Below are 26,731 nucleotides of genomic sequence, written 5' to 3'. Positions count from 1 at the left end.
ATCATGCTTCACGAATAGGTGGGATAAAGTCTGGTGCATCCTCTTCGGGACGCAAATCGGCTGGCGGCAGGTCAAGTTCAAACAGGTCAAAATTAGACAACGACAAGGCATCGGCCTCATCATCAATCCCGAAGCAGCCAGATGTGGCGCGATCCAGCACTTTGGCCATGTCGCGCGCGCGTTTCGCAGCGGCCTCTTCGAAGATGGACGACACGTCGCGCGGAAGTTCGCCTTCGCCACGCCAGTCGCGCGTGACCATCGCCACCAGCTTGGCGGCGGAATGGTTGACCTTGGACTCGACCAAATCGAGCATGCCTTCGCGTGCCACCTGCACCGCCTTTTCCACAGCGACGCCGGCAACAAGCTCTTTCATGTCATCGCTGCGTTTCAGGATGTGCACGATAGTGGCAGCCGGCATGCCGATCTTCTGGCCCAGCAACGTCAGCGCCTCGGCGCGGATGTCGATTTCGCCGTCTGGCATAAACAGCTTCTTCGCATGCTCCACCGGAATCTGTGCCTTCGACGCGAGAACGCCGACGCCAACCGGCGTCTTCACTTTTTCCGGCAAATCATCATCCGTGTCGGCATCCATTTCAGGATCATGCTTGAAGTCCTCCAGGAATTCCCATTTGCCGTTGTTGCGATCAATCTCGACCTGCAGTTCTTCCATGTCTTCGGTGAACACGCGTGCCGTCTTGCCTTCATCATCCAGTTTTCCCGACTGCAGCACAGAACCGTCCTTCGCCAGTATCTTGTAGGCATAGCCCGCCGCCGCGCCGGCCGCAAGGTTCAGCGCGTCGCGCAGCACCACTTGCTGGCTGAACTTACCAACATTCATCATTCCCCAGAATTCGGTCACCGGCGCCGACTTCACCGAACCTTGGTTAACCACCTTGGCCGCACCAAGCTCAAGGGTACCGGCGATTTCGTGGGTTTCCTTGGCACCCTTGATCAGGATCTCACCCGCCTCGGTCAAGACAATGCTGCCGCCTTTGGTCTTCAGCACAATGTCGCCCGTCTTGGCTTCGAACACCATGCCCTTTTGCGACACGGTTTCCACTTTTCCGTCCTGCACGTGCAGGTAATGGTTGCCATGGCTGATGGCGGTGACCAGGCTACCGCGCTCAACGTGTTGCCGAATCCCTTTGGCCGAGCTGAAGGACATTTGCTCGCCGGACGTCATATCGACATTGCCGGCGGCATAGCAGCCCAGATCCTCTCCCGCGGCATGCACGATGCTCTTCGGCGTGCTGGCGGCAATCCCGTCCGGTGCCGATAGGAAGACCAGTGGCTTGGTCAGCGACCAGGAATGCTCACTCAGCACCTTGTGCTTTTTCAGTCCACCGTGCGAGCTTTTCTGTTCGCCGCGCTGCTCGGTGGCCATTTCCGCCGCCTGGCTGCGCAGGCTCGCGCTGTCGAGCACTGCACGCAGCGTATCGGTGCCTTCGGTGTTGTCTTGTTGCGTGGTACCGGCATCCTGCACCGGCTGGGCCCAGGCCGTGACGAGCACGCCTTTGGCGGCGCGGACGGCGCCCCAACCATCGGTACGCAGTTCGAAGCCTTCGCCGCGGTGGTCCTTGCGGCCGGAAGTATCGAGCACGCGCGTCAGGTACCCCAGGTTAAGCTGGCTTCGGTAATGGTCGGAAGACAGCACGGCCTGGATCTGGCCTGCGGTATCGTCCATCAACAAGTGATTATTACGACCGCCCGCCCCACCTGCGCCCTTCAACTCGCTGCTGCGAATACCCGACAGGGCATGCTGGTGTGGCAGCTCCCAGGGCGGCATGTTTTCGCCGTTGTAAACGCGCCCCGTGATGATGGGCCGGTCCGGATTCGAGTCCAGCCACTGCACAATGACTTCCTGACCGATGCGCGGCAAGGAAATACCACCGAAATTTCCGCCCGCCCAGCTGGACGCGACCCGAACCCAGGCCGAGCTCTGCTCGTCATGCCTCCCCACACGGTCCCAATGGAACTGCACACGCACGCGGCCGTGTTCATCCGTATAAATTTCCTGCCCGGAAGGGCCGACCACGATGGCCGTTTGCGGGCCATGAATCCTCGCCGGCTCGCTGTTAAAGCTGCGGCCAGGGCGCCAATGGACGCTCTTGCGCACGCAGGTGAATTGGTTGCGGTATGCCGAAATCCCTTCGCTTTGCTGAAGGTAGTTGTTGGTGGCGGAATGACGCACGCTGACCACCACGAACGCCATTTTGTCGTCCGAAGCGCCAATCGCATCCGCCGAAAAATGCTCGCACAGGCGGAACCAGCGGCCCGGCATCAGGTAGCGGCTATTGCCCAGGGCCTCAAAATGCTTACCACGGCTTTCGATTTCCTCCATACGCAGCAAGGCCTGTGTTTCCGCATCCTTGCGGTTGCGCACACCGTAGGCGCCGGCATATTCATGGCTTTCCATCGCCAGCACATCGCCCTGCTGGTTCAGCGTAGGCAGGTCGACATGCCTCGGGACCGGATGCTTGAAATCAAAGGCCGACAACGCGACCTTGCTGGCTACGATGCTGCGCACCGGCGACCAGTCGCCGATACCGTCCTCCTCAGCCGCGCCACCATGGCGCTGGAAGCGCACATCGGCACTGTCGCCGTCGACAGGCGGGGACTGCTTGCTATCGTCGGACAGCACCAGCGTGTGACCGCGTTCACCGTGCTCGTACCAGTAATGCCAGCCCGCCGCTTCCCAGCGCCGGTGCAGATAGTTGTAGTCGGTCTCGTCGAATTGGCAGGCCATGGTCATGACCTCATCAACGCCTTGCACGCGGCAGCTCCAGTCGGGATGGGTGCCGTAATCGGAAAACACCTCTGCCGACTGCTCGCGCAGGTTCTTTCCGTGGAAAAGATAGTTATCGCGTCGCAGCTTCAGATAAGCCAGCCAAGGCCGCAGCACCATCGAATAAAACGCAACGCTGCCATCGGTCTTAACCAGACGGAATTCGAATACGTAGCCGTTAAAGTAGCGCAAGCTGCCATCGCCGCGTACCAGCGAAATAGTAACCAGCTTGCCTTGCACCTCTTTTAGCGCAATGCTGGCATCGTCGGCCAGCACCTCCACCGTGTACTCAAAATCGCGCGACATCCCCTCATCGGCATCCAAACGGTTGGCCAACAGCAAGGAGCGCGGCCCATCATCATTGGGGAACGACAGGCGCAGGAGACGATTGTTCTGCCGCCCAAATGGCAGCTCCGATAAAATTTGCGAGAGGCTACGCATGCTCTTATTTAATTACAATTATTGCAAGTTTCCGCGTGGAATTATATCAGCACCGAGCTAGCGCACGATTGAAAATTTGTAATATCTTTTGATAACTTTGAGGCTTGCAGCTCCGGTTCTTGCTTGCCGTAGTCGCAATAAAAAAGCCGCCAGGGTTGCGCACTGGCGGCTTTTTGTTTCAGCTAGCGCTGATTACTGTGCAGCGGCGGCAGCTTCTTCAGCAGCAGCTTTCATCGACAGTTTCAGGCGACCGCGCTCGTCGGTCTCCAGGACCTTCACGCGCACTTGCTGGCCTTCTTTCAGGTAGTCGGCAACGGCGTTCACACGCTCGTTGGCGATCTGCGAGATGTGCAGCAGGCCGTCTTTGCCAGGCATAACCTGGACGATGGCGCCGAAGTCCAGCAGCTTCAGCACGGTGCCGTCGTAGGACTTGCCCACTTCTACGGAAGCGGTCAGTTCTTCGATACGGCGCTTGGCTTCCTGGCCGGCAGCTGCGTCGACGGAAGCGATGGTGACGATGCCGTCGTCGCTGATGTCGATCTGGGTGCCGGTTTCTTCGGTCAGCGCGCGGATCACGGCGCCGCCCTTGCCGATCACGTCACGGATCTTCTCTGGGTTGATCTTGATGGTGATCAGGCGTGGCGCGAAGTCGGACAGCTCGGTCTTCACAGTCGGCATGGCCTTCTGCATTTCGCCCAGGATGTGCTGACGGCCTTCTTTAGCCTGTGCCAGTGCAACCTGCATAATTTCCTTGGTGATGCCCTGGATCTTGATGTCCATCTGCAGCGCGGTAATGCCAGCGGCAGTACCAGCAACCTTGAAGTCCATGTCGCCCAGGTGGTCTTCGTCACCCAGAATGTCGGACAGAACGGCGAAGCGGCCGCCTTCCTTGATCAGGCCCATGGCGATACCGGCCACGTGTGCTTTCATCGGCACGCCGGCGTCCATCAGTGCCAGGCAGCCGCCGCAGACGGATGCCATCGACGAGGAACCGTTCGATTCGGTGATTTCCGACACCAGGCGCACGGAGTACGAGAAGTCTTCCGGGTTAGGCAGTGCGGCGATCAGTGCGCGCTTGGCCAGGCGGCCGTGGCCGATTTCGCGGCGCTTAGGGGTACCAACACGGCCGGTTTCGCCGGTGGCGAACGGAGGCATGTTGTAGTGCAGCATGAAGTCGTCGGTGTACTCGCCCATCAGCGCGTCGATCTTCTGCGAATCACGGGCGGTGCCCAGGGTCGCTACGACCAGTGCCTGGGTTTCGCCGCGGGTGAACAGGGCGGAACCGTGGGTACGTGGCAGCACGGACGAACGGATCGAGATTGGACGCACGGTCTTGGTGTCGCGGCCGTCGATACGTGGCTCGCCTTGCAGGATCTGGGAGCGCACAACTTTGGCTTCCATTTCGAACAGGATATTGCCGACTTCTACCGAGTCAGGAGCATCCACGCCGTTGGCAGCTGCGTCGGCGGCCAGGTCGGCGGCGACTTCAGCGGACATGGCGCGCAGCTTGTCGGTACGGGCTTGCTTGTCTTTGGTCTGGTAAGCAGCGTTGATCTTCGCTTCTGCGAACTGTGCCACTTTAGCGATCAGGGCTTCGTTCTTGGCAGGGGCGGTCCACACTTGCTCAGGCTTGCCACCGTCGCGCACCAGTTCATGGATCGCGTCGATCACAGCCTTCATCTGCTCGTGGCCGTAGACCACGGCGCCCAGCATGATTTCTTCGGACAGTTGCTGCGCTTCGGATTCCACCATCAGCACGGCGGATTCGGTACCGGCAACCACCAGGTCCATCTGGGAGTCTTTGAGCTGGGAAGCGGTTGGGTTCAGGATGTACTGGCCATCCTTGTAGCCGACGCGGGCTGCGCCGATCGGGCCGTTGAATGGCACGCCGGACACGCACAGGGCGGCGGAGGCGCCGATCATCGAAGCGATGTCAGGGTCGATTTCTGGGTTGACCGACAGAACGTGAATGATCACCTGCACTTCATTCATGTAGCCTTCTGGGAACAGAGGGCGGATTGGACGGTCGATCAGACGGGAAGTCAGGGTTTCTTTTTCAGAAGGACGGCCTTCGCGCTTGAAGAAGCCGCCAGGGATTTTACCCGCTGCGTAGGTCTTCTCGAGGTAGTCGACGGTCAATGGGAAGAAGTCCTGGCCTGGTTTTGCGTCTTTGCGCGCCACCACGGTTGCCAGTACTACGGTGTCATCCACCGATACCATTACCGCGCCAGAGGCCTGGCGAGCGATTTCGCCAGTTTCCAGGGTCACGGTGTGTTGGCCGTACTGGAAGGTCTTCGTTACTTTGTTAAACATGGGTTTATCCCTCTTTCTCTTTAGCCGACAGATTTTCAGGAGCTGTCGTAGCACCTCACCACGAACGGCCGGAAGGCCGTTTTACTGCTTTACTGCAAGAAAACTACCGGCCCAAAATGTCAAAATGCCTGCGGCAGCGAACTGGCGCAGGCATTTCTCGTTTAAACCGGGATACGCAAGAATTACTTACGCAGGCCGAGTTTAGCGATCAGGTCGCGGTAACGGGTTGCGTCTTTATTCTTCAGGTAAGCCAGCAGGGACTTACGACGGTTCACCATCATGATCAGGCCACGACGGGAGTGGTGATCCTTGGAGTGCGCTTTGAAGTGGCCGTTCAGTTCGTTGATACGGGCGGTCAGCAGAGCAACTTGCACTTCTGGGGAGCCGGTGTCGTTTTGGCCACGGGCGTTGTCAGCGATGATGGCCGACTTGTTGATGTTTTCAACGGTCATTTTCTTACCTTTCACATGCGATGCACGGAGTCTCGCAACCCTACGCATCGTGAACTACTTGTTAAATAAAAATCCAGCCGGAAGGCCAGACACGGGAGTATAACCGAAAAAATGGGGACGTACCCCATTTAATTTGCATCAAAATGCGCTGGGCGGAGTGTCGCCATACTGGAGCCACCATCACCCTCCCCTTGCCTATCATGCCGCGCCGAGCCCGCTTTGTCGTCCCGGATGTTCCCGTCCACCTGGTCCAGCGGGGGCATAATAAGCGCCCTTGCTTCTTCAATCATGGCGATTGCGAGTTTTATCTGCATTGGCTGGAGATTCTTGCAAAAGATTCATCATGCCAGGTGCATGCGTTTGTCTTGATGACCAATCATGTCCATTTTGCCATTACGCCACATGAGCATGACAGCTTGCCGCAGCTGATGAAATCGCTGCACCAGCGCTACGCTGGCTACATCAATAAGAAATACGACCGCAGCGGCACGCTGTGGGGAGGACGCTACCGGCTTTGCATTATCTTCGATGGCGCCTACTTGCTGACTTGCATGCGCTATATAGAGCTGAATCCGGTCAGGGCTGGCATGGTACAGCATCCACGCGACTATCGCTGGTCGAGCTATCGGGTCAATGCGGAAGGAGCGCAGTCCAGCTTCGTTGAACCGCATCCACTTTACCTGTCGCTCGGCGAAAATGAGGCCGACCGCCTGCGGAACTACCGCCAGTTCGTCGCCGCCACGCCGGACGACGAAGTGACCGACACCCTGCGGCGCGCCACCCGCAGCAACTGCATCGTCGGCGACCCCGCCGGCGACCCAGCCCTACCCATCCCCGGCAGAAAGGGACGCCCCCATAAATAAATGGGGTACGTCCCCATTTTTCACGCTGGCTCGAACCAGATGCCGTATTTGTCACCTTGCCAGGTGAGGAAGTGGAACAGGTAGGCGTTGGCCAGCAGAATCAAGCCGCCAGCCAGGGCCGGCGGGCTCGCCAGGCCGGCCAGGCAAAACAAATATCCCATGGCATGCGAGGCGATGATGGCGCGCCGGGCGGCGTAGCGCTGCGGGCGCGGGGCGAGGAAGTTGATACGGATCTGTTTCAGAATCATTGCAAGGGAACCTCGTTGCTCGTGAGCCTCGAATATCGCGAAAATCGGGCGCTGACGGTTACGACAACTGCCCGACTTTCACCCGACATACAGGAATTCACGGCAAAAAAAATATGGCAATGTGCCACATTGCCATATTTCTCAAAAAATGGGGTACGTCCCCATTTTTCAGTCCTTGATTTCGAGGGCGCGGTTGAGGCTGAGGGCGGCGAGGGAGCCGGCGGCGCCGGAGAGCAGGTACAGGCTCACATAAGCCAGGCCGAAGTTGGCGGACAAGCCGAGCGCGACCAGAGGGGCGAACGCGGCGCCGACCAGCCAGGCCAGGTCGGAGGTCAGCGCGGCGCCGCTATAACGGAAGCGCGATTCGAAATTGGCGGTCACGGCGCCGGCAGCCTGGCCATACGACAGGCCCAGCAGGGCGAAGCCGAGCAGGATGAACGTGGTCTGGCCGGTGTCGCCTCCTTGCAACAACAAGGGGACGAAGCCGCTGAACACGCCGATCATGATGGCCAGCGTGCCCAGGGTGCGGCGGCGGCCGACGCGGTCGGCAATCCAGCCGGAGGCGACGATGCAGGCGGCGGCGATAAAGGCGCCGGCAATCTGGATCACCAGGAATTCACTGACCGAGCGCTCCGAGTACAGCGAAATCCAGGACAGCGGGAACACCGTCACCAGGTGGAACAGGGCGTAGCTGGCCAGCGCGGCCAGGGCGCCGATCACCACGTTGCGGCCCTGGGTCTTGAGCAGTTCGCCGACGTCGGTCGGCTGCAGCTCGCGCTCTTCCAGCAGGCGGGCGTACTCCTTGGTGGATACCAGGCGCAGGCGGGCAAACAGGGCCACCACGTTGATGGCGAAGGCGACGTAGAAGGGATAGCGCCAGCCCCAGGTCAAAAAGTCCTCTTTCGCCAGGTTGGCCAGCAGGAAGGAGAACAGGCCGGCGGCGATGATGAAACCGGTCGGGGCGCCGAGCTGGCCCAACATAGCGTACCAGCCGCGCTTGTTCTGCGGGGCGCTCAGGGCCAGCAGCGACGGCAGGCCGTCCCAGGAGCCGCCCAGGGCAATGCCCTGCCCGAAGCGCAGCACGGCGAGGAAGGCGATCGCGGCCATGCCCATGTCGCCATAAGTCGGCAGGAAGGCCATGCAGGCGGTGGAGGTGCCGAGCAGGAACAGCGCGGCGGTCAGCTTGGCCTCCCGCCCGAAGCGCTGCTGGATGGCCATGAAGGTCACCGTGCCCAGCGGCCTTGCCAAAAATGCAAATGAGAAGATCACGAAGGAGTACAGCATCCCGTCCAGCGCGGAGGCGAAGGGGAAGAACACCTGCGGGAACACCAGCACCGAAGCAATGGCGTACACGAAGAAGTCGAAATACTCGGAAGCGCGGCCAATCACCACCCCCACCGCAATCTCCTCGGGGGCGATGCGTGGGTTGGCTGAATTTGTCTGCGAAGAAAAGCCGTTTGCCGGCACAGTCATGCTTTGCATCTGGTTGTCTCCTATAACGCCGGGCGCAGTCATCACCGGCACTTATAACTGTTATATGTCCTGCTAGTAGGACAATATGTCCAATCGCGGAATCTGTCCAGTTTCAATAGAGTTGCAAGTTTCTTGATCCAGGACATTGATTCTCTCGCATGCCTATCATTCTGCTCATCCTAGCGGCACTTCTCCTGACCGGTTGTGACACCATTGTCATGAACCCGGCGGGCGATATCGCCAAGCAGCAAGCCCAGCTCGTGACCGTTTCCACGTTGCTGATGTTGCTCATCATCGTACCCGTTATCGCCCTGACGATTTTCTTCGCCTGGCGTTACCGTAAAAACAACACCAAGGCCACTTACGCGCCGGACTGGGACCATTCGACCCAGCTCGAGTTCGTCATCTGGGGCGCCCCACTGCTGATTATCATCGTGCTGGGCCTGCTGACCTGGATCAGCACCCACATGCTGGACCCTTACCGTCCGCTCAGCCGCATCGACGAAAACCGTCCGCTGGCCGCTAGCCACAAGCCGATGGTGGTGCAAGTGGTGGCGCTGGACTGGAAGTGGCTGTTCATCTACCCGGAGCAAGGCATCGCCACGGTAAACGAACTGGTGACCCCGGTCGACACCCCGATCCGCTTCAAGATTACCGCATCCACGGTAATGAACTCGTTCTATATCCCTGCCCTGGCCGGCCAGATCTACGCCATGCCGGGTATGGACACCACCCTGAACGCGGTGCTGAACAAGCCGGGCGTGTATGAGGGCTTCTCCGCCAACTACAGCGGTGCTGGCTTCTCGCACATGCGCTTCAAGTACCACGGCGTATCGACCGCGGACTTCGACGCCTGGGTCGCCAAGACCAAGGCCGAAGGCGGTTCCCTGGACCGTTCCGGTTACATGAACCTGGTCAAACCAAGCGAGCGCGAACCTGTGCAGCGCTTCGGCGGCGTGGAAGATGGCCTGTACAGCGCCATCATCAACCGCTGCGTTGAACCTGGTACCACCTGCATGGCCCAGACCATGGCGGAAGACGCCATGCGCGTGCGCAACGCGGTCACGAAGAAGGAAATGGAGGCGCGCATCTGCACGCCGAACGACTCCTACGTCGCCCTCGCCAATACTGCTAGCAAGAACTGATTATGGAAAACCACACCAACGCAGTCCACCCAATCCTGGGCCGACTCAGCTGGGACGCAATCCCTTACCACGAGCCTATCCTGGTCGTCACCTTCGCCATGGTGGTGCTGGGCGGCCTGGCCATGATGGGCGCCATGACCCGCTATCGCCTGTGGGGCCCGCTGTGGCGCGACTGGATCACCAGTATCGACCACAAGAAGATCGGCATCATGTACATGATCCTCGGTCTCGTCATGCTGATGCGCGGCTTTGCCGACGCGCTCATGATGCGTATGCAGCAAGCCATGGCCTTCGGCGAGAACATGGGCTACCTGCCGCCGCACCACTACGACCAGATCTTCACCGCCCACGGCGTGATCATGATCTTCTTCGTCGCCATGCCATTCGTCACCGGCCTGATGAACTACATCGTGCCGCTGCAGATCGGCGCGCGCGACGTGGCCTTCCCGTTCCTGAATAACTTCTCCTTCTGGATGACCGCTTTCGGCGCCGGCCTGACCATGGTCTCGCTGTTCGTCGGTGAATACGCGAAAACCGGCTGGCTGGCCTACCCGCCGCTGTCGGGCATCCTGGGCAGCCCGGATGTGGGGGTCGATTACTATATCTGGTCGCTACAGGTGGCCGGGGTCGGGACATTGCTATCCGGGGTTAACCTGATCGCGACCATCGTCAAGATGCGCGCGCCGGGCATGACCATGATGAAGATGCCTGTCTTCACCTGGACCTCCCTGTGCACCAACGTGCTGATCGTGGTTTCCTTCCCGGTACTGACCGTGGTGCTGGCCATGCTGTCCATGGACCGCATGCTGGGCACCCACTTCTTCACCGCCGACATGGGCGGCGACTCCATGCTGTACGTGAACCTGATCTGGATCTGGGGCCACCCAGAGGTGTACATCCTGATCCTGCCGATCTTCGGCGTGTTCTCGGAAGTGGTGTCGACCTTCTCCGGCAAGCGCCTGTTCGGCTACACCTCCATGGTCTATGCGACCGTGGTGATCACCATCCTGTCCTACCTGGTATGGCTGCACCACTTCTTCACCATGGGTTCGGGCGCTAGCGTCAACTCGTTCTTCGGCATCACCACGATGATCATCTCGATCCCGACCGGCGCCAAGATCTTCAACTGGCTGTTCACCATGTACCGTGGCCGCATCCGCTTTGAGCTGCCAATGATGTGGACCATCGCGTTCATGATCACCTTTGTTATCGGTGGCATGACCGGCGTCCTGCTGGCCGTTCCGCCAGCCGACTTCGTGCTGCACAACAGCCTGTTCCTGATCGCTCACTTCCACAACGTGATCATCGGCGGCGTGGTGTTCGGCGTGTTCGCTGCGATCAACTACTGGTTCCCGAAAGCCTTCGGCTACAAGCTGGACGAGTTCTGGGGCAAGATCTCCTTCTGGGGCTGGGTGCTCGGTTTCTACCTGGCGTTCATGCCGCTGTACGTGCTGGGCCTGATGGGCGTGACCCGTCGTATGAGCCACTTCGAAGATACTTCGCTGCAGATCTGGTTCCAGATCGCTGCCTTCGGCGCCGTGCTGATCGCGATCGGTATCTTCGCCATGCTGGTACAGTTCTACGTCAGCTTCCGCCGCCGCCACCAGCTGCGCGACGTGACCGGCGACCCGTGGGATGGCCGTACCCTGGAGTGGTCGACTTCGTCGCCGCCGCCTGACTACAACTTCGCGTTCACCCCACGCGTGCACGACAACGATTCGTGGACCGATATGAAGCGTCGCGGTTACAAGCGCCCGGTGGATGGTTTCATCCCGATCCACATGCCGTCCAACACCGCAGCCGGCTTCATCATCGCCGGCCTGAGCGCGGCGACCGGTTTCGCCCTGGTGTGGCAGATGTGGATCATTGCGGCTGTCGCCTTCTTCGCGACCATCGCTGCTTCCATCATCCATACCTTCAATTACAAGCGCGATTACTACATCCCTGCGGAAGAAGTGATCCGCACCGAAGATGAGCGCACCCGTAACCTGGAGAAACTTGCCAATGTCTGATATCGCCCTCAACGCCCACGGCGCTGCGGCGCCCGCACAGGAAGAGAATCTCTTCCACGTGCGTGACCACCACCCGGAAAACGGCACCCTGCTCGGCTTCTGGCTCTACCTGATGAGCGACTGCCTGCTGTTCGCAGTGCTGTTCATCGCGTACGCGGTCCTGGGCCGCAATTTCGCCGGCGGCCCGTCCGGCGCCGAGCTGTTCGACCTGAAGCTGATCGCCATTAACACCGGCTTCCTGCTGCTGTCGTCGATCACCTATGGCTTCGCCATGCTGGAATCGCAGCGCAAAAAGCTGAATAGCACCCTGCTGTGGCTGGCCGTCACCGGCCTGTTCGGCCTGGCCTTCCTGGGCCTGGAGATCTATGAGTTCTCGCACCTGATCCACGAAGGCGCGGGCCCGCAGCGCAGCGCCTTCCTGACCTCGTTCTTCGCGCTGGTCGGCACCCACGGCCTGCACGTGACCGTTGGCGTGGTGTGGTTGGTGACCCTGATGATCCAGCTGAAAAAGCACGGCCTGAACGAAGCCAACAACCGTCGCCTGATGTGCCTCTCCATGTTCTGGCACTTCCTGGACGTGATCTGGATCGGCGTCTTTACCTTTGTCTACCTGATGGGAGTCCTGCCATGAGCGCACATCACGACCATAGCCACGGCCACGACCACGGCGGCCATGACCACGGCAGCCTGAAAAGCTACACCATCGGCTTCATCCTGTCGGTGATCCTGACGGCGATCCCGTTCTGGCTCGTCATGGGCAATGTGTTCAAGGATTCGAGCACCACCGCCTTTGTCATCCTCGGCTTCGCCGCGGTGCAGATCGTGGTGCACATGATCTACTTCCTGCACATGAACTCCCGCTCGGAGGGTGGCTGGAGCCTGCTGGCCCTGATCTTCACCATTATCCTGGTGGTGATCGTGCTGGTTGGTTCGATCTGGGTCATGTATCACCTGAACCACAACATGATGCCGGGCATGAACCATGCCGCTGGCGCCGTGGAAGCCGCCGGCGCCGCCGGCGCAGCTTCGCAACCGGCCCACCACGCACCATGAGTGCAGCGCGCCCCACCGCCCCACGGGTAGGCCTACTGTGGGCCGTGGGGATCGCGCTCGCCACCGCCCTGTTCCTGGCACTGGGCACCTGGCAGGTCTATCGCATGCAATGGAAGCATGCGCTGATCGCCCGCGTCAATGAGCGGGCGCACGCAGCACCTGTGGCCGTGCCGCCGCGCGCGGCATGGCCCACCCTCACCGCTGAAAATGCCGAATACCTGCGCGTGCAGGTTGCCGGCACCCTCCTGCTGGACCGCAGCACCCTGGTGCAAGCCTCCACCGACCATGGCCTCGGCTACTGGGTCATGACGCCCCTGCGCACTGCCGAAGGCGACATCATCCTGGTCAACCGCGGCTACGTTTCCAGCCTCAAGTTCGACGCCGGTTCCGGCACGCGCCCGGCGCAAGTCACCGGCCTGTTGCGCCTGAACCAGGCCGGCGGCGGCTTCCTGCGCCGGAATGACGCGGCCGCCAACCGCTGGTATTCGCGCGACATCCCCGCCATTGCCGCCGCGCGCGGCCTGGCCCCTGTTGCGCCCTACTTCATTGATGCCGACGCCGCCTCCGCTGCGGAAGCCGGCCAGCCGATCGGCGGCCTGACGGTCATCAAATTCAACGACCACCACCTCGTCTACGCCTTGACTTGGTATGCTCTTGCCTTGATGATCATCGGACTCACATGGCAAATCAAACGGAAAAATCGGCGGACTGGGGCGGAATGAAGTCGCTGGCCATCGCAACAGGCGTAGGCAGCGCAACCGGCCATAAAAACATGCTTTACCTGATCCGGCTACGCTGGATCGCGGTACTGGGGCAAATCACGACCATCGCCGTCGTGGCCCTGGGCCTCGGGCTGAACCTGCCCATGCCGCAGATGCTGACGGTGCTGGCCTGCCTGATCGCCTTCAACATCGGCAGCCACCTGCGCTGGCAGGAAAACCCGATTGTCACCAATAGCGAAATGTTCCTGGCCCTGCTGGTCGACGTGGCCACGCTCACGGCGCAGCTGCATTTCTCCGGCGGCACCACCAATCCCTTCGCTTTCCTCTACCTGCTGCAGGTGATCCTGTCGGCCGTGCTGCTGGACGCCTGGGCCACCTGGACCATCGTCGTCATCACCAGTTTCTGCATGGGCGGGCTGGCCCTGTTCTCCAAGCCGCTGCCGGAGCTGCTGGACCGCCAGGCCGATTTCACCCACCTGTACGTGGTGGGCATGCTGATCTGCTTCCTGCTGATCGCCGGCCTGCTGGTGATCCTGATCAAGAGCATCACCGGCAACCTGCGCGCCGGCGATGCGCGCCTGGCCAGCCTGCGCCAGCGCGCGGCGGAAGAAGAGCATATCGTGCGTATGGGCCTGCTGGCCTCCGGCGCGGCGCATGAACTGGGCACGCCCATGGCCACCATGTCGGTCCTGCTGGGCGACTGGCTGCGCATGAAGGAGTTCTCCGGCAATCCCGACCTGCAGGAAGAAATCCGCGAAATGCAAACGCAGCTCCAGCGCTGCAAGACCATCGTGACCGGCATCCTGCTCTCCGCCGGCGAGACGCGCGGCGAATACTCGGCCAAGACCACCCTGCGCGCCTTCCTTAACGGCCTGCTGGAAGAATGGCGCGGCAACCGCCCGGTGGTGGCGTTCGAATACGACGACGAACGACTGGAAGACATTCCCGTGGTGTTCGAATCGGCCCTCAAGCAAACCATCTTCAACCTGCTCGACAACGCGCTGGAAGCCTCGCCCCTGTGGGTGCGGCTGGACGCCTCGGTCGAAGATGATATGCTCAAGCTGGCGGTCAGCGACCGTGGCCCCGGCTTCGCCCCGGCCATGCTGGCCAAATTCGGCAAACCGTACCAGTCGAGCAAAGGCCGGCCCGGCAGCGGCCTGGGGCTGTTCCTGGTCGTAAACGTCGCCCGCACCCTGGGCGGCACCGTGGAAGCGCGCAACCTGCAGCAAGGGGCGCTGGTCGAACTGCGCTTGCCGCTGTCGGCTATCGCACTCGAATAGGAAGTACCGAATGAGCAACGAGCGCCTGTTATTAATCGTCGAAGACGACCCAGCCTTTGCGCGCACCCTTGCGCGCTCCTTCGAACGGCGCGAATACACCGTCCTGCGGGCCGGCAACCTGGAAGAAGTCAACGCCCTGCTGCTGGAGCACACGCCCACGCATGCCGTGGTCGATCTCAAGCTCGAGGGCAACACCTCCGGCCTGGCCTGCGTGCAGGCGCTCAACACGCACTCGCCGGACATGCTGATCGTGGTGCTGACCGGTTTCGCCAGCATCGTCACCGCCGTGGAGGCGATCAAGCTGGGCGCCTGCCAATATCTGGCCAAGCCCTCCAACACCGACGATATCGAAGCCGCCTTCACCCACGTGGCCGGCGTGGATGAAGTGGAGCTGACCAATCGCGCCACTTCCGTCAAAACGCTGGAATGGGAGCATATCCACAAAGTACTGGCCGAGACCGACTTCAACATTTCCGAAGCCGCGCGCCGCCTTGGCATGCACCGCCGCACCCTGGCGCGCAAGCTGGAAAAGCAGCGCGTCAAGTAGGGCATGGAGCGGCCACACCGAACCAAACGGCACGCGCTGCTACCTGGCCATGTTCAAGCGCTTTCCCGGCTGCCGGAATGGCGACCTTGAGATCGCCGAGCAGGCCTGGGCCTTTTTCAAGGACAAATCACTGCGCGATTTCCGCAGCGATACGCTCGGCCAGTTTGGACAGCAGCAAATGGACATGGAAGCCATCGACGAAACCGTGATGGGCCTGGATACAGAACGGCACTGACATCGTGTCCCCCGCCAGGTCGCTATAGCGGCCCCACGCGATCAAAGGAATGTCGGCAGTTTTGTACTCATAGATCGGATGCTCGATCGCGCGCAGGTCCAGCCACGGCATGCAGGTCGTGTAGATATTATCCTTCTGCTCGCGCGGCGACAGCTCGCGCCCCGTATTGATCAACTCCCGCGTCGCCCGCGCCACCTCCCCTGCCGCCACGCTGCGCGCAATGAACGCCGCGCGATCCTCCGAAATATCGAAGTTCGCGTAATTCAGGTTGTTGTCCTGGTTGATGACGGTATAGCCGCCAAAGAAGCGATCGATCTTGATCACCTCCCCCTCGAACTCGCGATAAAGGAAGTTATCAACCTCCTTCACGCTCATATAGAAGCAATACAGCAGGAAGTGAAACGGCGGCAGTTGCCGCTGCTTGCAATACGGACGAAACTCCGGCAAGCGCGCCACCACGCTCAGGTTGAGCAGCGGGTTCTGGTACTTGCGGAACGACTCATAACGGTCGCGGCGAAATTCAAAGGCATCCATAGCAAAACTGCTCATCATAAGAACCAACCACCCGCGCCGCCTTGACCCGGGCCAAGTAAAACGCTAAACCTGCGGATTAAGCCTCTCTATTTTCGAATGGAGTTTATTCAGGCCCGCGAGATAGGCCTTGGCGGAGGCGACGACGATATCGGGATCGGCGCCGACGCCGTTCACGATGCGGCCTGAATGGGCCAGGCGCATCGTCACTTCGCCCTGCGACTGCGTGCCAGGGCTGATGCCGTTGATGGCGAACAGCACCAGCTCCGCACCGCTCTGCGCGCGGCTCTCGATGGCATTGACCATGGCATCCACCGGTCCATCGCCCGTGCCCTCGGCGGCATGCTCGACGCCGTCAATCGAGAACACCACGCGCGCGAACGGCAGCTCGCCCGTCTCCGAGCGCTGCGCCAGTGAAACGAAGCGGTAATGCTCGCCACCGGCAGCAGCTTCCTCGTCGCTCACCAGGGCCATGATGTCCTCGTCGAAGATCTCCGCCTTGCGGTCCGCCAGCTCCTTGAAGCGCGAGAACGCCGCATTCACCTCCGCCTCCGAATCGAGCTCGATGCCCAGCTCCTGCAAGCGCTGCTTGAAGGCGTTGCGGCCGGATAGCTTACCCAGGACGATCCTGTTGGCCGTCCAGCCCACATCCTCCGCCCGCATGATCTCGTAAGTCTCGCGCGCCTTCAGGATGCCATCCTGGTGGATGCCCGAGGCATGAGCGAACGCGTTGGCGCCCACCACCGCCTTGTTCGGCTGCACCGCAAAGCCCGTAATCTGCGACACCATCTTCGACGCCGCAACGATCTGCGTCGTATCGATACCGCATTCCAGGTTGTAATACGCCGCACGCGTGCGCAAAGCCATCACCACCTCTTCCAGTGCCGTATTGCCGGCGCGCTCGCCCAGGCCATTGATTGTGCACTCGACCTGGCGCGCCCCGCCGATCATCACCCCGGCCAGCGAATTTGCCACCGCCAGCCCAAGGTCGTTATGGCAATGCACCGACCACACCGCCTTGTCGGAATTGGGAATGCGTTCACGCAGGCGGCGGATTGTTTCGCCGTAAAGCTCCGGCACCGCATAGCCCACGGTATCCGGAAAATTGATCGTCGTCGCCCCTTCCGCGATCACCGCCTCCAGCACGCGGCACAGGAAGTCCTCCTCCGAGCGGCTACCGTCCTCCGGGCTGAACTCAATATCGTCGGTGAATTTGCGCGCGAAACGCAGCGCCAGCTTGGCCTGCTCCAGCACCTGCTCCGGCTCCATGCGCAGCTTCATTTTCATGTGCAGCGGCGAAGTCGCGATAAAGGTATGGATACGTTTGCGCGCGGCCGGCTCCAGCGCCTCCGCCGCGCGGGCCAGGTCGCGCTCATTGGCGCGCGCCAGCGAGCAGACCACCGGCTCACGCACAGCGCCCGCAATAGCACGAATGGACTCAAAGTCGCCCTGCGACGCAGCAGCGAAACCCGCCTCGATCACATCCACCCGCAGCTTCTCCAGCTGGCGCGCGATGCGGACCTTTTCCTCACGGGTCATGGAAGCGCCCGGCGATTGCTCGCCGTCGCGCAAAGTGGTGTCGAAGATGATGAGGCGGTTATCCATGGAGCAGCTCCTTGACATTGACCGCCCCCAGGGGCGTTACGCGTCTTTCTGGTCGCCCGGCTCGCTGGCTTTCTCGATCAGCTTCACCGGATTGCCGCGCACCATGCGCGTCGCATAGATCACATAGCCCGACAGGCCGTACGCCACGAACAGCACAAACAGCACTTTCGGTGGATCGATCGAAATCAGCGCAAAGAACATCGCAATCAGGAACACCGCGATGAACGGCACCGACTTGCGGAAATTAATGTCCTTGAAGCTGTAGAACGGCACATTCGACACCATGCTCAAGCCGGCGAACACCGCCAGCACCCAACCCTGCCACGGATAGATCACGCCCGGCACTTCCAGGTCGGTCAACAGCATGACGAAACCAGCGATCAGCGCCGCCGCAGCCGGCGAAGGCAGGCCCTGGAAATAACGCTTATCCACGACCTCGATATTGGTGTTGAAACGCGCCAGGCGCAAGGCAGCGCCAGCGCAATAAACGAAAGCCGCGATCCAGCCCAGCTTACCCAGGCCGCGCAACGAAAACTCGTAAATCACCAACGCCGGAGCGGCGCCGAAGGACACCATATCCGACAGCGAATCGTACTGCGCCCCGAACTCGCTCTGGGTATTGGTCAAGCGCGCCACGCGCCCATCCAGCCCATCCAGCAGCATCGCAACGAAAATCGCCCAGGCCGCGTGCTCGAAACGCTGGTTCATCGCCATAACGATAGCGAAGAAACCGCAGAACAGCGCACCAGTGGTGAAAGCGTTCGGCAGCAGATAGATGCCACGCGAGCGCGGACGATCACCCGCCTCACCCTTGCGGCGGGCAAAGCGGCTGAACAAGGATTGTTTGCCAGCAGCGTTCTTAGAGCGACGTCGAGGGAATTTGGCCATACCTTTGTAATTTCAATATTAGTCCGGCCCCTATTATAGAGGACACACCGCACGCCGCAATGGCCGAGCCCGTGTCAACCTCGGGGTCAGACCCCAAGGTTGACACGGGCTCGGCCGTGGGCGGGTGTTACTTGAACTTGACTTTGCCGACTACGCGCATTTCCAGCGTGGTTTCACCGGGCTCGAAGCTTGGCTCGGCCACGGTCTGGTCCATCTCGGCTTTGGCGGACATGCGCATCATGGCCGGTGCTGCGGCCGGGGCGCCGCCTGCGTAGTTGCCCGAGCCTTCGTAGTCGATGGTGTCCAGCACGGCGTCGGTCACCGGACGGCCCATGGCGGAGGCGATCGAGGAGATGCGCTCGTTCAGGTTCTTGTAAGTGGCGGCGATGCGCGCATCATCCAGCTTGCGCGTGGCGGCCGGGCTCAGGCCGAAGGACAGGCCGTTCAGGGTCAATACCTTCTGCGCTGCAGCCACGGTCTTCGGCAGCACAGCAATATTGGTGGTGGTCATCTCCACGTACTGGCCCACGCGCCACGAGGTCGGCTGGCGTGGCTTGGCCACGGCGCCCGGCGGCAGCGGACGGTCTTCCGGATATACCGGATAGGTGTAGTAGCCCTGGGTTTTCAGCTTGGCCTGCGGATCTTCCTTCTTCAGGATGTCCAGGCCCTGCTTGATCTTCTGGTTGACGCGGGAGGCGGCGGCCGCCTTGTCCTTGTCCTGCTCCTCAATCGCCAGCATGGCCACGGCCTGGTCGTTCGGCGCAGTGACTTCACCATAAGCAGGCACGATGACGGTGGCGCCGGCAGTCGGCACGGATTGGGCGAAAGCAGCCTGGGTGCCCAGCACCAGGGCGGCGGCAGCTACAGTTTTCAGGACGGTCATTGTTGTTCTCCTAAATTGCGATGGGGGCACTTTAACTGAAATCCCCGGGCCAATCGGCACCAGTTGGTGAGCGTTTGTAACAACCCTGACATCATACCGCCACGCGCTTGTGGCATTATCACGAGTCGTCCACTCCATTCATGAACAAGGAAAATGGCAAAGTACCTGATTCCCGCACTGGCCCTGGCGGCCACGTTCGGCGCCCACGCGGCCCCGGCCAAACAGCCTGCACAACCAAAACTCGTCCTGGTGATGGCCGTTGACGGCCTGCCACAAGAACAAGTGACCCGCTACCGCCACCAGTTCGCCCAGGGCGGCTTCCGCCGCCTGCTCGAGCAGGGCGCGTGGTTCAGCAATGCGCACCAGGCGCACGGCATCACCGTGACCGCAGTGGGCCACGCCGCCATCCTGAGCGGCGCCTACCCTTACCAGCACGGCATCATCGGCAACAACTGGGTCAACCCGGTTAATGGCGGCAGCATGTACTGCACCGAAGACACCGCGCACAAATACCTGAACAACGAGAAGACCGATCCGCATGACGGCACCTCCCCGGCCAACCTGCGCGTCGACACCTTGGGCGACCAACTGCGCTACGCCACCGGCCAGCAATCCAAGGTGATCACCGTGTCCGGCAAGGACCGCGGCGCGATCCTCCTGGGCGGCAAGACCGGCACGGCCTATATGTACATGGAAGAAAGCGGCAACTTCTCGTCGTCCACCTTCTATATGCAGGAACACCCGCAATGGGTGCAGAAGTACCAGGCCGGCAAACCGCAAGAGCGCTACTACGGCGTGAAGTGGAAACCGCTGCTGGCCGATTCCGCTTACGCGGGCGACTACGGCGATGCGCCGAACCTGCAGCTGGCCAGCGATTCGGGCAAGACCGATGCGGCCTACTATAAGAAGCTGAAAGCCTCTCCGTTCCTGGACGAGCTGACCGTGGAGTTCGCGCAAGCGGCGATTGAGGGCGAGAACCTCGGCAAGAACCCGGCCGGCGTGCCGGACCTGCTGGGCGTAAGCTTCTCCGCGCACGACCTGGCCAACCACGAACACGGCCCGGAGAGCAAGGTCTCGCACGACCATCTGTTGCGCCTGGACCGCATGCTGGCCAACTTCTTCTCCTACCTCGACAAGCGCATCGGCATGGACAATGTGCTGGTGGTACTGACTGCGGACCACGGCTTCCCGAACACGCCGGAGTTCTCCAGCGGCGTGCAGAAGACCGGCGCTCAGCGCGTTGATAGCAAGAAGCTGGTGGAGGATTTGAATGCCCACCTGAACGCCAAGTTCGGCCTGGAAAAAGGCCTGCGCGCGCAATCGATCCCTAACCTGCATCTGGACTATGCCCAGATTGATGCCAAGGGCCTGAAGCGTGAGGAGGTGGAAAATGCCGCAGCGCGCTTCATCCTGGCGCAGAACGGGGTGGCGGATGTGTTCACCCGCACGCAGATGGAAAATGGCGGCAACGGCGGCGGCACCCGCATCGCCACCCTGATGCGCCGCGCGTGGAACCGCCAGATTTCGGGCGATCTGATGGTGGTGCTGAAGCCGCACTGGATCTTCGGCTTCTCCAGCGGCAAAGGCACCACGCACGGCGCCCCATATGCGTACGACACCAATGTCCCGCTGATCGTGATGGGCAAGCCATGGGTCAAGTCAGGCCACTACGGCCAGTACGCCGAAGTGGTTGACATTGCCCCCACCCTCGCCCACCTGCTGAACGTCCGCCCACCAGCCGGCGCCGAAGGCCGCGTCCTCACCGAAGCGCTGAAGTAATTCCGCTCGAGAAATGTCCACTTCGGGGTCAGGAAGAAAAGTGGACATTTCCCAAAAATGTCCACTTTTCTTCCTGACCCCATAGTGGACATTTTTTCTCTGCAAAAAAAAACGGCCCCGAAGGGCCGTTGAACTTGCTTCTAGGGACAAATCAGTTCTTGGATTGGTCTACCAGCTTGTTCTTGGCGATCCATGGCATCATGGCGCGCAGCTTGGCGCCCACTTCTTCGATCTGGTGTTCGGAAGTCAGGCGGCGGCGCGAAATCAGCGTCGGTGCACCGGCCTTGTTCTCGAGGATGAAGCTCTTGGCGTATTCGCCGGTCTGGATGTCCTTCAGGCACTGGCGCATCGCGTCCTTGGTGGCGGAGGTCACCACTTTCGGGCCGGTCACATACTCGCCGTACTCCGCGTTGTTGGAGATCGAGTAGTTCATGTTGGCGATGCCGCCTTCGTAGATCAGGTCAACAATCAGCTTCAGCTCGTGCAGGCATTCGAAGTACGCCATCTCCGGCGCGTAGCCCGCTTCCACCAGGGTTTCGAAACCGGCCTTGATCAGTTCCACAGTACCGCCGCACAGGACCGCTTGTTCGCCGAACAGGTCGGTTTCGGTCTCTTCACGGAAGTTGGTTTCGATGATGCCGGCCTTGCCGCCGCCATTCGCCGAAGCATACGACAGGGCGATATCACGGGCCGAACCGGATTTGTCCTGGTACACGGCGATCAGGTGCGGTACGCCGCCACCCTGGCGGTAGGTGCCGCGCACGGTGTGGCCTGGGGCCTTCGGTGCGATCATGATCACGTCCAGGTCGGCGCGCGGTACAACCTGGCCGTAGTGCACGTTAAAGCCGTGGGCAAAGGCCAGCACGCCGCCTTGCTTGATGTTCGGTTCGACGTTTTCTTTGTACACCTGGGCGATGTTCTCGTCCGGCAGCAGGATCATCACGACATCGGCGTTCTTCACCGCTTCATTGACTTCCGCGACTTTCAGGCCGGCCGCTTCCACCTTCTGCCACGAGGCGCCGCCCTTGCGCAGGCCGACGGTCACGTTCACGCCCGATTCGGTCAGGTTTTGCGCGTGCGCGTGGCCTTGCGAGCCGTAGCCGATGATGGCCACGTTCTTGCCTTTGATGAGGGAGAGGTCAGCGTCTTTGTCGTAGAAAACTTTCATGGTCATTCCTTAGTGTGAATTCGATTCAATTTATACTTTGAGGATGCGTTCGCCGCGGCCAATGCCGGAGCCGCCGGTACGGACGGTCTCGAGGATCGCTGCGCGGTCGATCGAATCAATGAAGGCGTCCAGCTTGCTCTTGGCGCCCGTCAGCTCAATGGTGTAGGTCTTTTCGGTGACATCGATGATGCGGCCACGGAAGATGTCGGCGGTGCGCTTCATCTCTTCACGCTCCTTGCCCACCGCGCGCACCTTGATCAGCATCAGCTCGCGCTCAATGTGCTGGCCCTCGGTCAGGTCCACCACCTTCACCACTTCAATCAGGCGGTTCAGGTGCTTGGTGATCTGTTCGATGATGTCGTCCGAACCCGTGGTGACGATGGTCATACGGGACAGGGTCGCATCTTCGGTCGGTGCCACGGTCAGCGTTTCGATGTTGTAGCCGCGCGCGGAGAACAGGCCCACCACGCGGGACAGCGCGCCCGCTTCGTTTTCAAGCAGTACAGAAATAATGTGTCGCATGATTACAGGTCCTCCGAGCCAAGCAGCATTTCGGAGAGGCCTTTACCGGCTTTCACCATCGGCCACACGTTCTCGCTCTGGTCGGTAATGAAGTTCATGAACACCAGGCGGTCCTTCATGCCGAAGGCTTCCTTCAGCGCGCCTTCCACGTCGCCCGGTTTCTCGATGCGCATGCCGACGTGGCCATAGGCCTCGGCCAGCTTTTCAAAGTCCGGCAGCGAATCCATATAGGACTCGGAATAGCGCGAGCCGTAGTCGATCTGCTGCCACTGGCGCACCATGCCCAGGAAGCGGTTGTTCAAGAGGATGATCTTCGGCGTCAGGCGGTACTGTTTGCAGGTCGCCAGTTCCTGGATGTTCATCTGGATCGAGCCTTCGCCGGTGATACAGGCGACAGTCGCATCCGGATTGGCCATCTGCACGCCCATGGCGTACGGCAGGCCGACACCCATGGTGCCCAGTCCGCCGGAATTGATCCAGCGGCGCGGCTTGTCGAAGCGGTAGTACTGCGCCGCCCACATCTGGTGCTGGCCGACGTCGGAAGTGATGAAGGCGTCGCCCTTGGTGATGTCGTACAGCGACTCCACCACTTGCTGCGGCTTGATCACCAGCTCGGAGCTGGCGTAGCCCAGGCACTTGCGGCCACGCCATTCTTCGATCTGCTTCCACCAGTCTTTCAGCGCCGGGGCGTTCGGGCGCAGCTCGCTCGCTTCCAGCTGCGACAGCAGTTCCACCAGCACGTCTTTCACGTTGCCGACGATAGGAATGTCCACTTTCACGCGCTTCGAGATCGACGATGGGTCGATGTCGATGTGGATGATCTTGCGCGGGTTCTGGCTGAAGTGCTTCGGGTTGCCGATCACGCGGTCGTCAAAGCGGGCGCCGATGGCAATCAGCACGTCGCAGTTCTGCATCGCGAGGTTGGCTTCGTAGGTGCCGTGCATGCCGGGCATGCCGACGAAGCATGGATCGGAAGCGCGCGAGCCGCCAAGTCCCATCAGGGTATTGGTGACCGGGAAGCCGAGCTTCTCCACCAGTTTGTTCAGCTCATTCGATGCATGCGCCAGGATCACGCCGCCGCCGGTGTAGATCATCGGGCGCTCTGCGGTCATCAGCAGCTGCAGCGCCTTGCGGATCTGGCCGGCATGGCCCTTATCCACCGGGCGATACGAACGCATCTCGATCTCTTTCGGATACGAGTACGTATGCTTGTGCATCGAAATGTCTTTAGGAATATCGACCAGCACAGGGCCTGGACGGCCGGTGCGGGCAATATAGAAAGCCTTCTTGACGGTTTCCGCCAGGTCTTTCACGTCCTTGACCAGGAAGTTGTGCTTGACCACCGGGCGCGTAATGCCGACGGTGTCGCACTCCTGGAAGGCGTCCTGGCCAATGGCGTGACTTGGCACCTGGCCGGAAATCACTACCATCGGCACGGAATCCATGTATGCCGTGGACAGGCCGGTCACCGCATTGGTCACGCCTGGTCCGGAGGTCACCAGCGCCACGCCTACTTTGTTCGAGCTGCGCGAATACGCGTCGGCGGCATGGATAGCGGCCTGCTCATGGCGAACGAGGATGTGCTGGAATTTGTCTTGCTTGAAGATGGCGTCGTAAATATACAAGACGGCGCCGCCGGGGTAGCCAAAGACATGTTCGACGCCTTCTTCTGCGAGGCAACGAACGAGGATCTCGGCGCCCGTGATGGGAGCTTCGGTATTCATGAAACAATCCTTTCAAGGTCCATAGGAGATTGATTGGATGCTCTTGCCTAGCGAAGTGGGCGTCACCGTGCACGACTCTCAGCTTCCCTTCTTTCTGCGGTGACACTGACCCTTCCCCCATGCGTAGCTGGAGTACAAGCCGGTGCTAAACGCAACTCGTTTGGCCGGAGTTTTGCAGCGGTTCCTGCCTACCTCTCGCGCTTGTGGCACGGGTTAGAGCAAACTGCTGACAATAGAAAGCTGGTTTTTCGAAACGGCTTTGTGTGCCTGTCCCGAAGAACCGGGGAGCTTCGTGGTGTGCAAAGCGTCCTTAACGTTACTGCGTTGCACCATATTGGTCAAGCTTAATCTGCAATTTTTGTTAAAATGCCGGATTGTTCAGATAAACAGCAGCGCGCAGCCCTCTTTTCCGACGCATGGCCACAGACAAAGAATTATCGGATTTCCTCGAAAGCGTCGAGCGCCGCGCATTCAAGCAAGCGGTGTACGCCGTCCGCAAGGACGAGTCAGCACTGGACATTGTTCAAGATGCAATGATCAAGCTGGCCGAGAAGTACGGCGACAAGCCGGCGGCCGAGCTGCCCGCGCTGTTCCAGCGCATCCTGCAGACCACCATTCTCGACTATTTCCGTCGGGAAAAAGTTCGCAACACCTGGGTCAGCCTCTTTTCGGGCCTGGGCCCCAGCCAGGAAGAGCATGAGGACTTTGATATACTGGAGTCCTACGAGGCTGAACAGGGTTCCCAGGCGGCCGAGTCGAGTGCAGACCAGGTAGAACGGGCACAGATCTTGCAGATTATTGAAGAAGAAGTGCAAAAACTGCCTGCGCGTCAACGAGAAGCCTTCCTCATGCGTTACTGGCAGGATATGGATGTAGCGGAAACAGCCGAAGCAATGGGGTGTTCCGAAGGGAGCGTCAAGACGCATTGCTCGCGAGCCACACACACGCTCGCTGAATCGCTCAAAGCCAAGGGAATTAAGTTATGAACACCGAAGATACCAACTTTGCCTATAGCGTGCGGCGCGCGCTGAATGAAAAGCTAGACGATCTGCCAGCCTCGACTACCGATCGTCTTGCTGCGGCGCGACAGGCTGCCTTGGCGCGCAAAAAGGCCGATGCGCCAGCGCGCGTGCGCGTCAGCGCCACCGCCCCGGCCGTGGCTGGCGGCGGCGCTTTCTTTGCCAATCCGTTTGCCTGGTTCACCCGCGTCAGCGTGGCCCTGCCATTGCTTTTGGCGCTGGGCGGCCTGGTCGGCGTGTACCAGTACGAACAACAGCAATCGATCGTGGAGCTGGCAGAGATGGACGCCGCTGTGCTGTCCGATGAGCTGCCGCTGTCTGCTTACCTTGACCAGGGCTTCGGCGCCTACCTCGAAACTCGCGAGCAATAAGTATGGCGCGTGTCAGCGGTAGAAAAAAATGGATTGCTGGTGCGATCGCCCTGCTGGGCGCCGGGATTGCTGCCGCCGTCTGGCTGGTGAGCCGCCCTGCTTCGCACGCCAACAGCGCGCCATCGACCGCCACCGCTACCGCCGATGCTGCTAAACCGGTCGGTGAAAAACCGCACTGGTCCGACCTCAAGCCAGCCCAGCAGCAAGCCCTGGCGCCGCTGCAGTCGACCTGGGAAGAACTGGGGCCGGTGCGCAAGCAAAAATGGATTTCCATCGCCAACCGCCTGGCCAAGATGAAGCCGGCGGAAAAGGCGCGCGTGCAGGAGCGCATGCACGAGTGGATCGCCCTGACCCCGGCGGAACGCAAGTCGGTGCGCGAGAATTTCGCGCGCGCGCAGAAGAAAGCCACCCCGCCCGCCCAGCGCGCGGCGGAGTGGGAACAGTACAAGAATTTGCCGGAAGAAACCAAGAAAGCCCTGGCGGAAGCCGGCGCCGCCAAAAAGGCCCAGGTCGCGAAGACGCCGACCCCGGCCCAGGCGGCGGCCCGCACGCCGGCGCCGGTGAAGGCAGCCGGCCACGGCCTGGTGCCGGCGCCGGGCACCGTGCCGCCTATCGGTTTGCCGCAGGGCTCGCCGGCCGTAGTGCCGCCGGGCAGCGCGCAGGGCGCCGTCC

At 60.8% G+C, this 26,731-nt stretch carries 24 protein-coding genes; 12 read left to right on the top strand and 12 right to left on the bottom strand.

Annotated elements, in window-relative coordinates:
- Position 1: 1 nt before the first annotated feature.
- From GTP41_RS12370 to rpsO, 3 genes are all read right to left on the bottom strand, one after another.
- The gene (locus GTP41_RS12370; protein WP_161025888.1) at positions 2–3,226 is read right to left on the bottom strand and encodes a type VI secretion system Vgr family protein; all 3,225 of its coding nucleotides are present in this window, start codon (positions 3,224–3,226) and stop codon (positions 2–4) included.
- A gap of 192 nt (positions 3,227–3,418) precedes the next feature.
- Positions 3,419–5,539: a polyribonucleotide nucleotidyltransferase gene (gene pnp / locus GTP41_RS12365; protein WP_161025887.1), complete on the bottom strand. Its 2,121-nt coding sequence runs from the start codon at positions 5,537–5,539 to the stop codon at positions 3,419–3,421.
- A 182-nt stretch (positions 5,540–5,721) separates the two neighbouring features.
- Positions 5,722–5,991 carry a 30S ribosomal protein S15 gene (rpsO, locus tag GTP41_RS12360; RefSeq protein WP_028104326.1) on the bottom strand — a complete coding sequence of 90 codons (270 nt, stop codon included), beginning with the start codon at positions 5,989–5,991 and terminating at the stop codon, positions 5,722–5,724.
- Positions 5,992–6,191: 200 nt separating this feature from the next.
- On the opposite strand from rpsO, the gene GTP41_RS12355 reads away from it, so the two are divergent.
- On the top strand, positions 6,192–6,854 hold the full coding sequence (locus GTP41_RS12355) for a transposase (protein ID WP_161025886.1): 663 nt from the start codon (positions 6,192–6,194) through the stop codon (positions 6,852–6,854).
- Positions 6,855–6,874: 20 nt separating this feature from the next.
- Here GTP41_RS12355 and GTP41_RS12350 read toward each other — a convergent pair whose 3' ends face one another.
- Both GTP41_RS12350 and GTP41_RS12345 read right to left on the bottom strand, forming a co-directional pair.
- A complete protein-coding gene (locus GTP41_RS12350; RefSeq protein ID WP_161025885.1) occupies positions 6,875–7,102 on the bottom strand; it encodes a hypothetical protein in 228 nt (75 codons plus the stop codon).
- A gap of 168 nt (positions 7,103–7,270) precedes the next feature.
- Positions 7,271–8,575: an MFS transporter gene (locus GTP41_RS12345; RefSeq protein WP_229502846.1), complete on the bottom strand. Its 1,305-nt coding sequence runs from the start codon at positions 8,573–8,575 to the stop codon at positions 7,271–7,273.
- A gap of 158 nt (positions 8,576–8,733) precedes the next feature.
- On the opposite strand from GTP41_RS12345, the gene cyoA reads away from it, so the two are divergent.
- From cyoA to GTP41_RS12310, 7 genes are read left to right on the top strand one after another with little or no spacing between them, the layout of a single operon-like run.
- The gene (cyoA, locus tag GTP41_RS12340; protein WP_161025883.1) at positions 8,734–9,720 is read left to right on the top strand and encodes a ubiquinol oxidase subunit II; all 987 of its coding nucleotides are present in this window, start codon (positions 8,734–8,736) and stop codon (positions 9,718–9,720) included.
- A gap of 2 nt (positions 9,721–9,722) precedes the next feature.
- Positions 9,723–11,732 (top strand): cytochrome o ubiquinol oxidase subunit I, encoded by a 2,010-nt coding sequence (gene cyoB / locus GTP41_RS12335; protein WP_161025882.1) that lies wholly within the window; start codon positions 9,723–9,725, stop codon positions 11,730–11,732.
- The gene (gene cyoC, locus GTP41_RS12330) at positions 11,725–12,363 is read left to right on the top strand and encodes a cytochrome o ubiquinol oxidase subunit III (protein WP_161025881.1); all 639 of its coding nucleotides are present in this window, start codon (positions 11,725–11,727) and stop codon (positions 12,361–12,363) included. Before cyoB ends, cyoC begins: the two co-directional genes overlap by 8 nt.
- A complete protein-coding gene (gene cyoD, locus GTP41_RS12325; protein ID WP_161025880.1) occupies positions 12,360–12,785 on the top strand; it encodes a cytochrome o ubiquinol oxidase subunit IV in 426 nt (141 codons plus the stop codon). Before cyoC ends, cyoD begins: the two co-directional genes overlap by 4 nt.
- On the top strand, positions 12,782–13,507 hold the full coding sequence (locus GTP41_RS12320) for an SURF1 family protein (RefSeq protein WP_161025879.1): 726 nt from the start codon (positions 12,782–12,784) through the stop codon (positions 13,505–13,507). The genes cyoD and GTP41_RS12320 overlap by 4 nt, the downstream gene beginning before the upstream one ends.
- Entirely contained in the window at positions 13,465–14,787 is a 1,323-nt protein-coding gene (locus GTP41_RS12315) for an ATP-binding protein (protein ID WP_161025878.1), read from the top strand. Before GTP41_RS12320 ends, GTP41_RS12315 begins: the two co-directional genes overlap by 43 nt.
- Positions 14,788–14,797: 10 nt before the next feature.
- Entirely contained in the window at positions 14,798–15,334 is a 537-nt protein-coding gene (locus GTP41_RS12310; RefSeq protein WP_161025877.1) for a response regulator transcription factor, read from the top strand.
- 127 nt (positions 15,335–15,461) lie between these two features.
- Here the strand turns inward: GTP41_RS12310 and GTP41_RS12305 are convergent, their stop codons facing one another.
- The 4 genes from GTP41_RS12305 to GTP41_RS12290 form a co-directional block, all read right to left on the bottom strand.
- Positions 15,462–16,103, bottom strand: coding sequence for a CatA-like O-acetyltransferase (locus GTP41_RS12305; protein ID WP_161025876.1), 642 nt, complete (start codon positions 16,101–16,103; stop codon positions 15,462–15,464).
- A 63-nt stretch (positions 16,104–16,166) separates the two neighbouring features.
- Positions 16,167–17,705 carry a 2-isopropylmalate synthase gene (locus tag GTP41_RS12300; RefSeq protein ID WP_161025875.1) on the bottom strand — a complete coding sequence of 513 codons (1,539 nt, stop codon included), beginning with the start codon at positions 17,703–17,705 and terminating at the stop codon, positions 16,167–16,169.
- Between the two features lie 36 nt (positions 17,706–17,741).
- Complete coding sequence (gene pssA, locus GTP41_RS12295; protein WP_161025874.1) at positions 17,742–18,593, bottom strand: CDP-diacylglycerol--serine O-phosphatidyltransferase; 852 nt, start codon at positions 18,591–18,593, stop codon at positions 17,742–17,744.
- Positions 18,594–18,720: 127 nt separating this feature from the next.
- Positions 18,721–19,476, bottom strand: coding sequence for an SIMPL domain-containing protein (locus GTP41_RS12290; RefSeq protein WP_161025873.1), 756 nt, complete (start codon positions 19,474–19,476; stop codon positions 18,721–18,723).
- Positions 19,477–19,629: 153 nt separating this feature from the next.
- Between GTP41_RS12290 and GTP41_RS12285 the strand changes: the two genes are divergently transcribed.
- The gene (locus GTP41_RS12285) at positions 19,630–21,255 is read left to right on the top strand and encodes an alkaline phosphatase family protein (RefSeq protein ID WP_161025872.1); all 1,626 of its coding nucleotides are present in this window, start codon (positions 19,630–19,632) and stop codon (positions 21,253–21,255) included.
- A 151-nt stretch (positions 21,256–21,406) separates the two neighbouring features.
- On the opposite strand, the gene ilvC is transcribed toward GTP41_RS12285, so the two are convergent.
- From ilvC to GTP41_RS12270, 3 genes are read right to left on the bottom strand one after another with little or no spacing between them, the layout of a single operon-like run.
- Positions 21,407–22,423 carry a ketol-acid reductoisomerase gene (ilvC, locus tag GTP41_RS12280; protein ID WP_161025871.1) on the bottom strand — a complete coding sequence of 339 codons (1,017 nt, stop codon included), beginning with the start codon at positions 22,421–22,423 and terminating at the stop codon, positions 21,407–21,409.
- Between the two features lie 30 nt (positions 22,424–22,453).
- Positions 22,454–22,945 carry an acetolactate synthase small subunit gene (gene ilvN, locus GTP41_RS12275; protein WP_036168720.1) on the bottom strand — a complete coding sequence of 164 codons (492 nt, stop codon included), beginning with the start codon at positions 22,943–22,945 and terminating at the stop codon, positions 22,454–22,456.
- A 2-nt stretch (positions 22,946–22,947) separates the two neighbouring features.
- Positions 22,948–24,669: an acetolactate synthase 3 catalytic subunit gene (locus GTP41_RS12270; protein WP_161025870.1), complete on the bottom strand. Its 1,722-nt coding sequence runs from the start codon at positions 24,667–24,669 to the stop codon at positions 22,948–22,950.
- A 416-nt stretch (positions 24,670–25,085) separates the two neighbouring features.
- On the opposite strand from GTP41_RS12270, the gene GTP41_RS12265 reads away from it, so the two are divergent.
- The 3 genes from GTP41_RS12265 to GTP41_RS12255 form a co-directional block, all read left to right on the top strand.
- Entirely contained in the window at positions 25,086–25,655 is a 570-nt protein-coding gene (locus GTP41_RS12265; RefSeq protein WP_161025869.1) for an RNA polymerase sigma factor, read from the top strand.
- Positions 25,652–26,059 carry a DUF3619 family protein gene (locus tag GTP41_RS12260; RefSeq protein ID WP_161025868.1) on the top strand — a complete coding sequence of 136 codons (408 nt, stop codon included), beginning with the start codon at positions 25,652–25,654 and terminating at the stop codon, positions 26,057–26,059. Before GTP41_RS12265 ends, GTP41_RS12260 begins: the two co-directional genes overlap by 4 nt.
- Positions 26,060–26,061: 2 nt before the next feature.
- Positions 26,062–26,731, top strand: a 670-nt coding sequence (locus GTP41_RS12255) for a DUF3106 domain-containing protein (protein ID WP_161025867.1), incomplete at its 3' end; no start/stop codon positions are given.

The sequence above is a fragment of the Pseudoduganella guangdongensis genome (assembly GCF_009857475.1).
In the GTDB taxonomy this organism is placed as follows: Bacteria; Pseudomonadota; Gammaproteobacteria; order Burkholderiales; family Burkholderiaceae_D; genus Rugamonas; species Rugamonas guangdongensis.
Note: the sequence above shows the minus strand (reverse complement) of the source record. Positions and strands in the feature narration are given on the sequence as shown.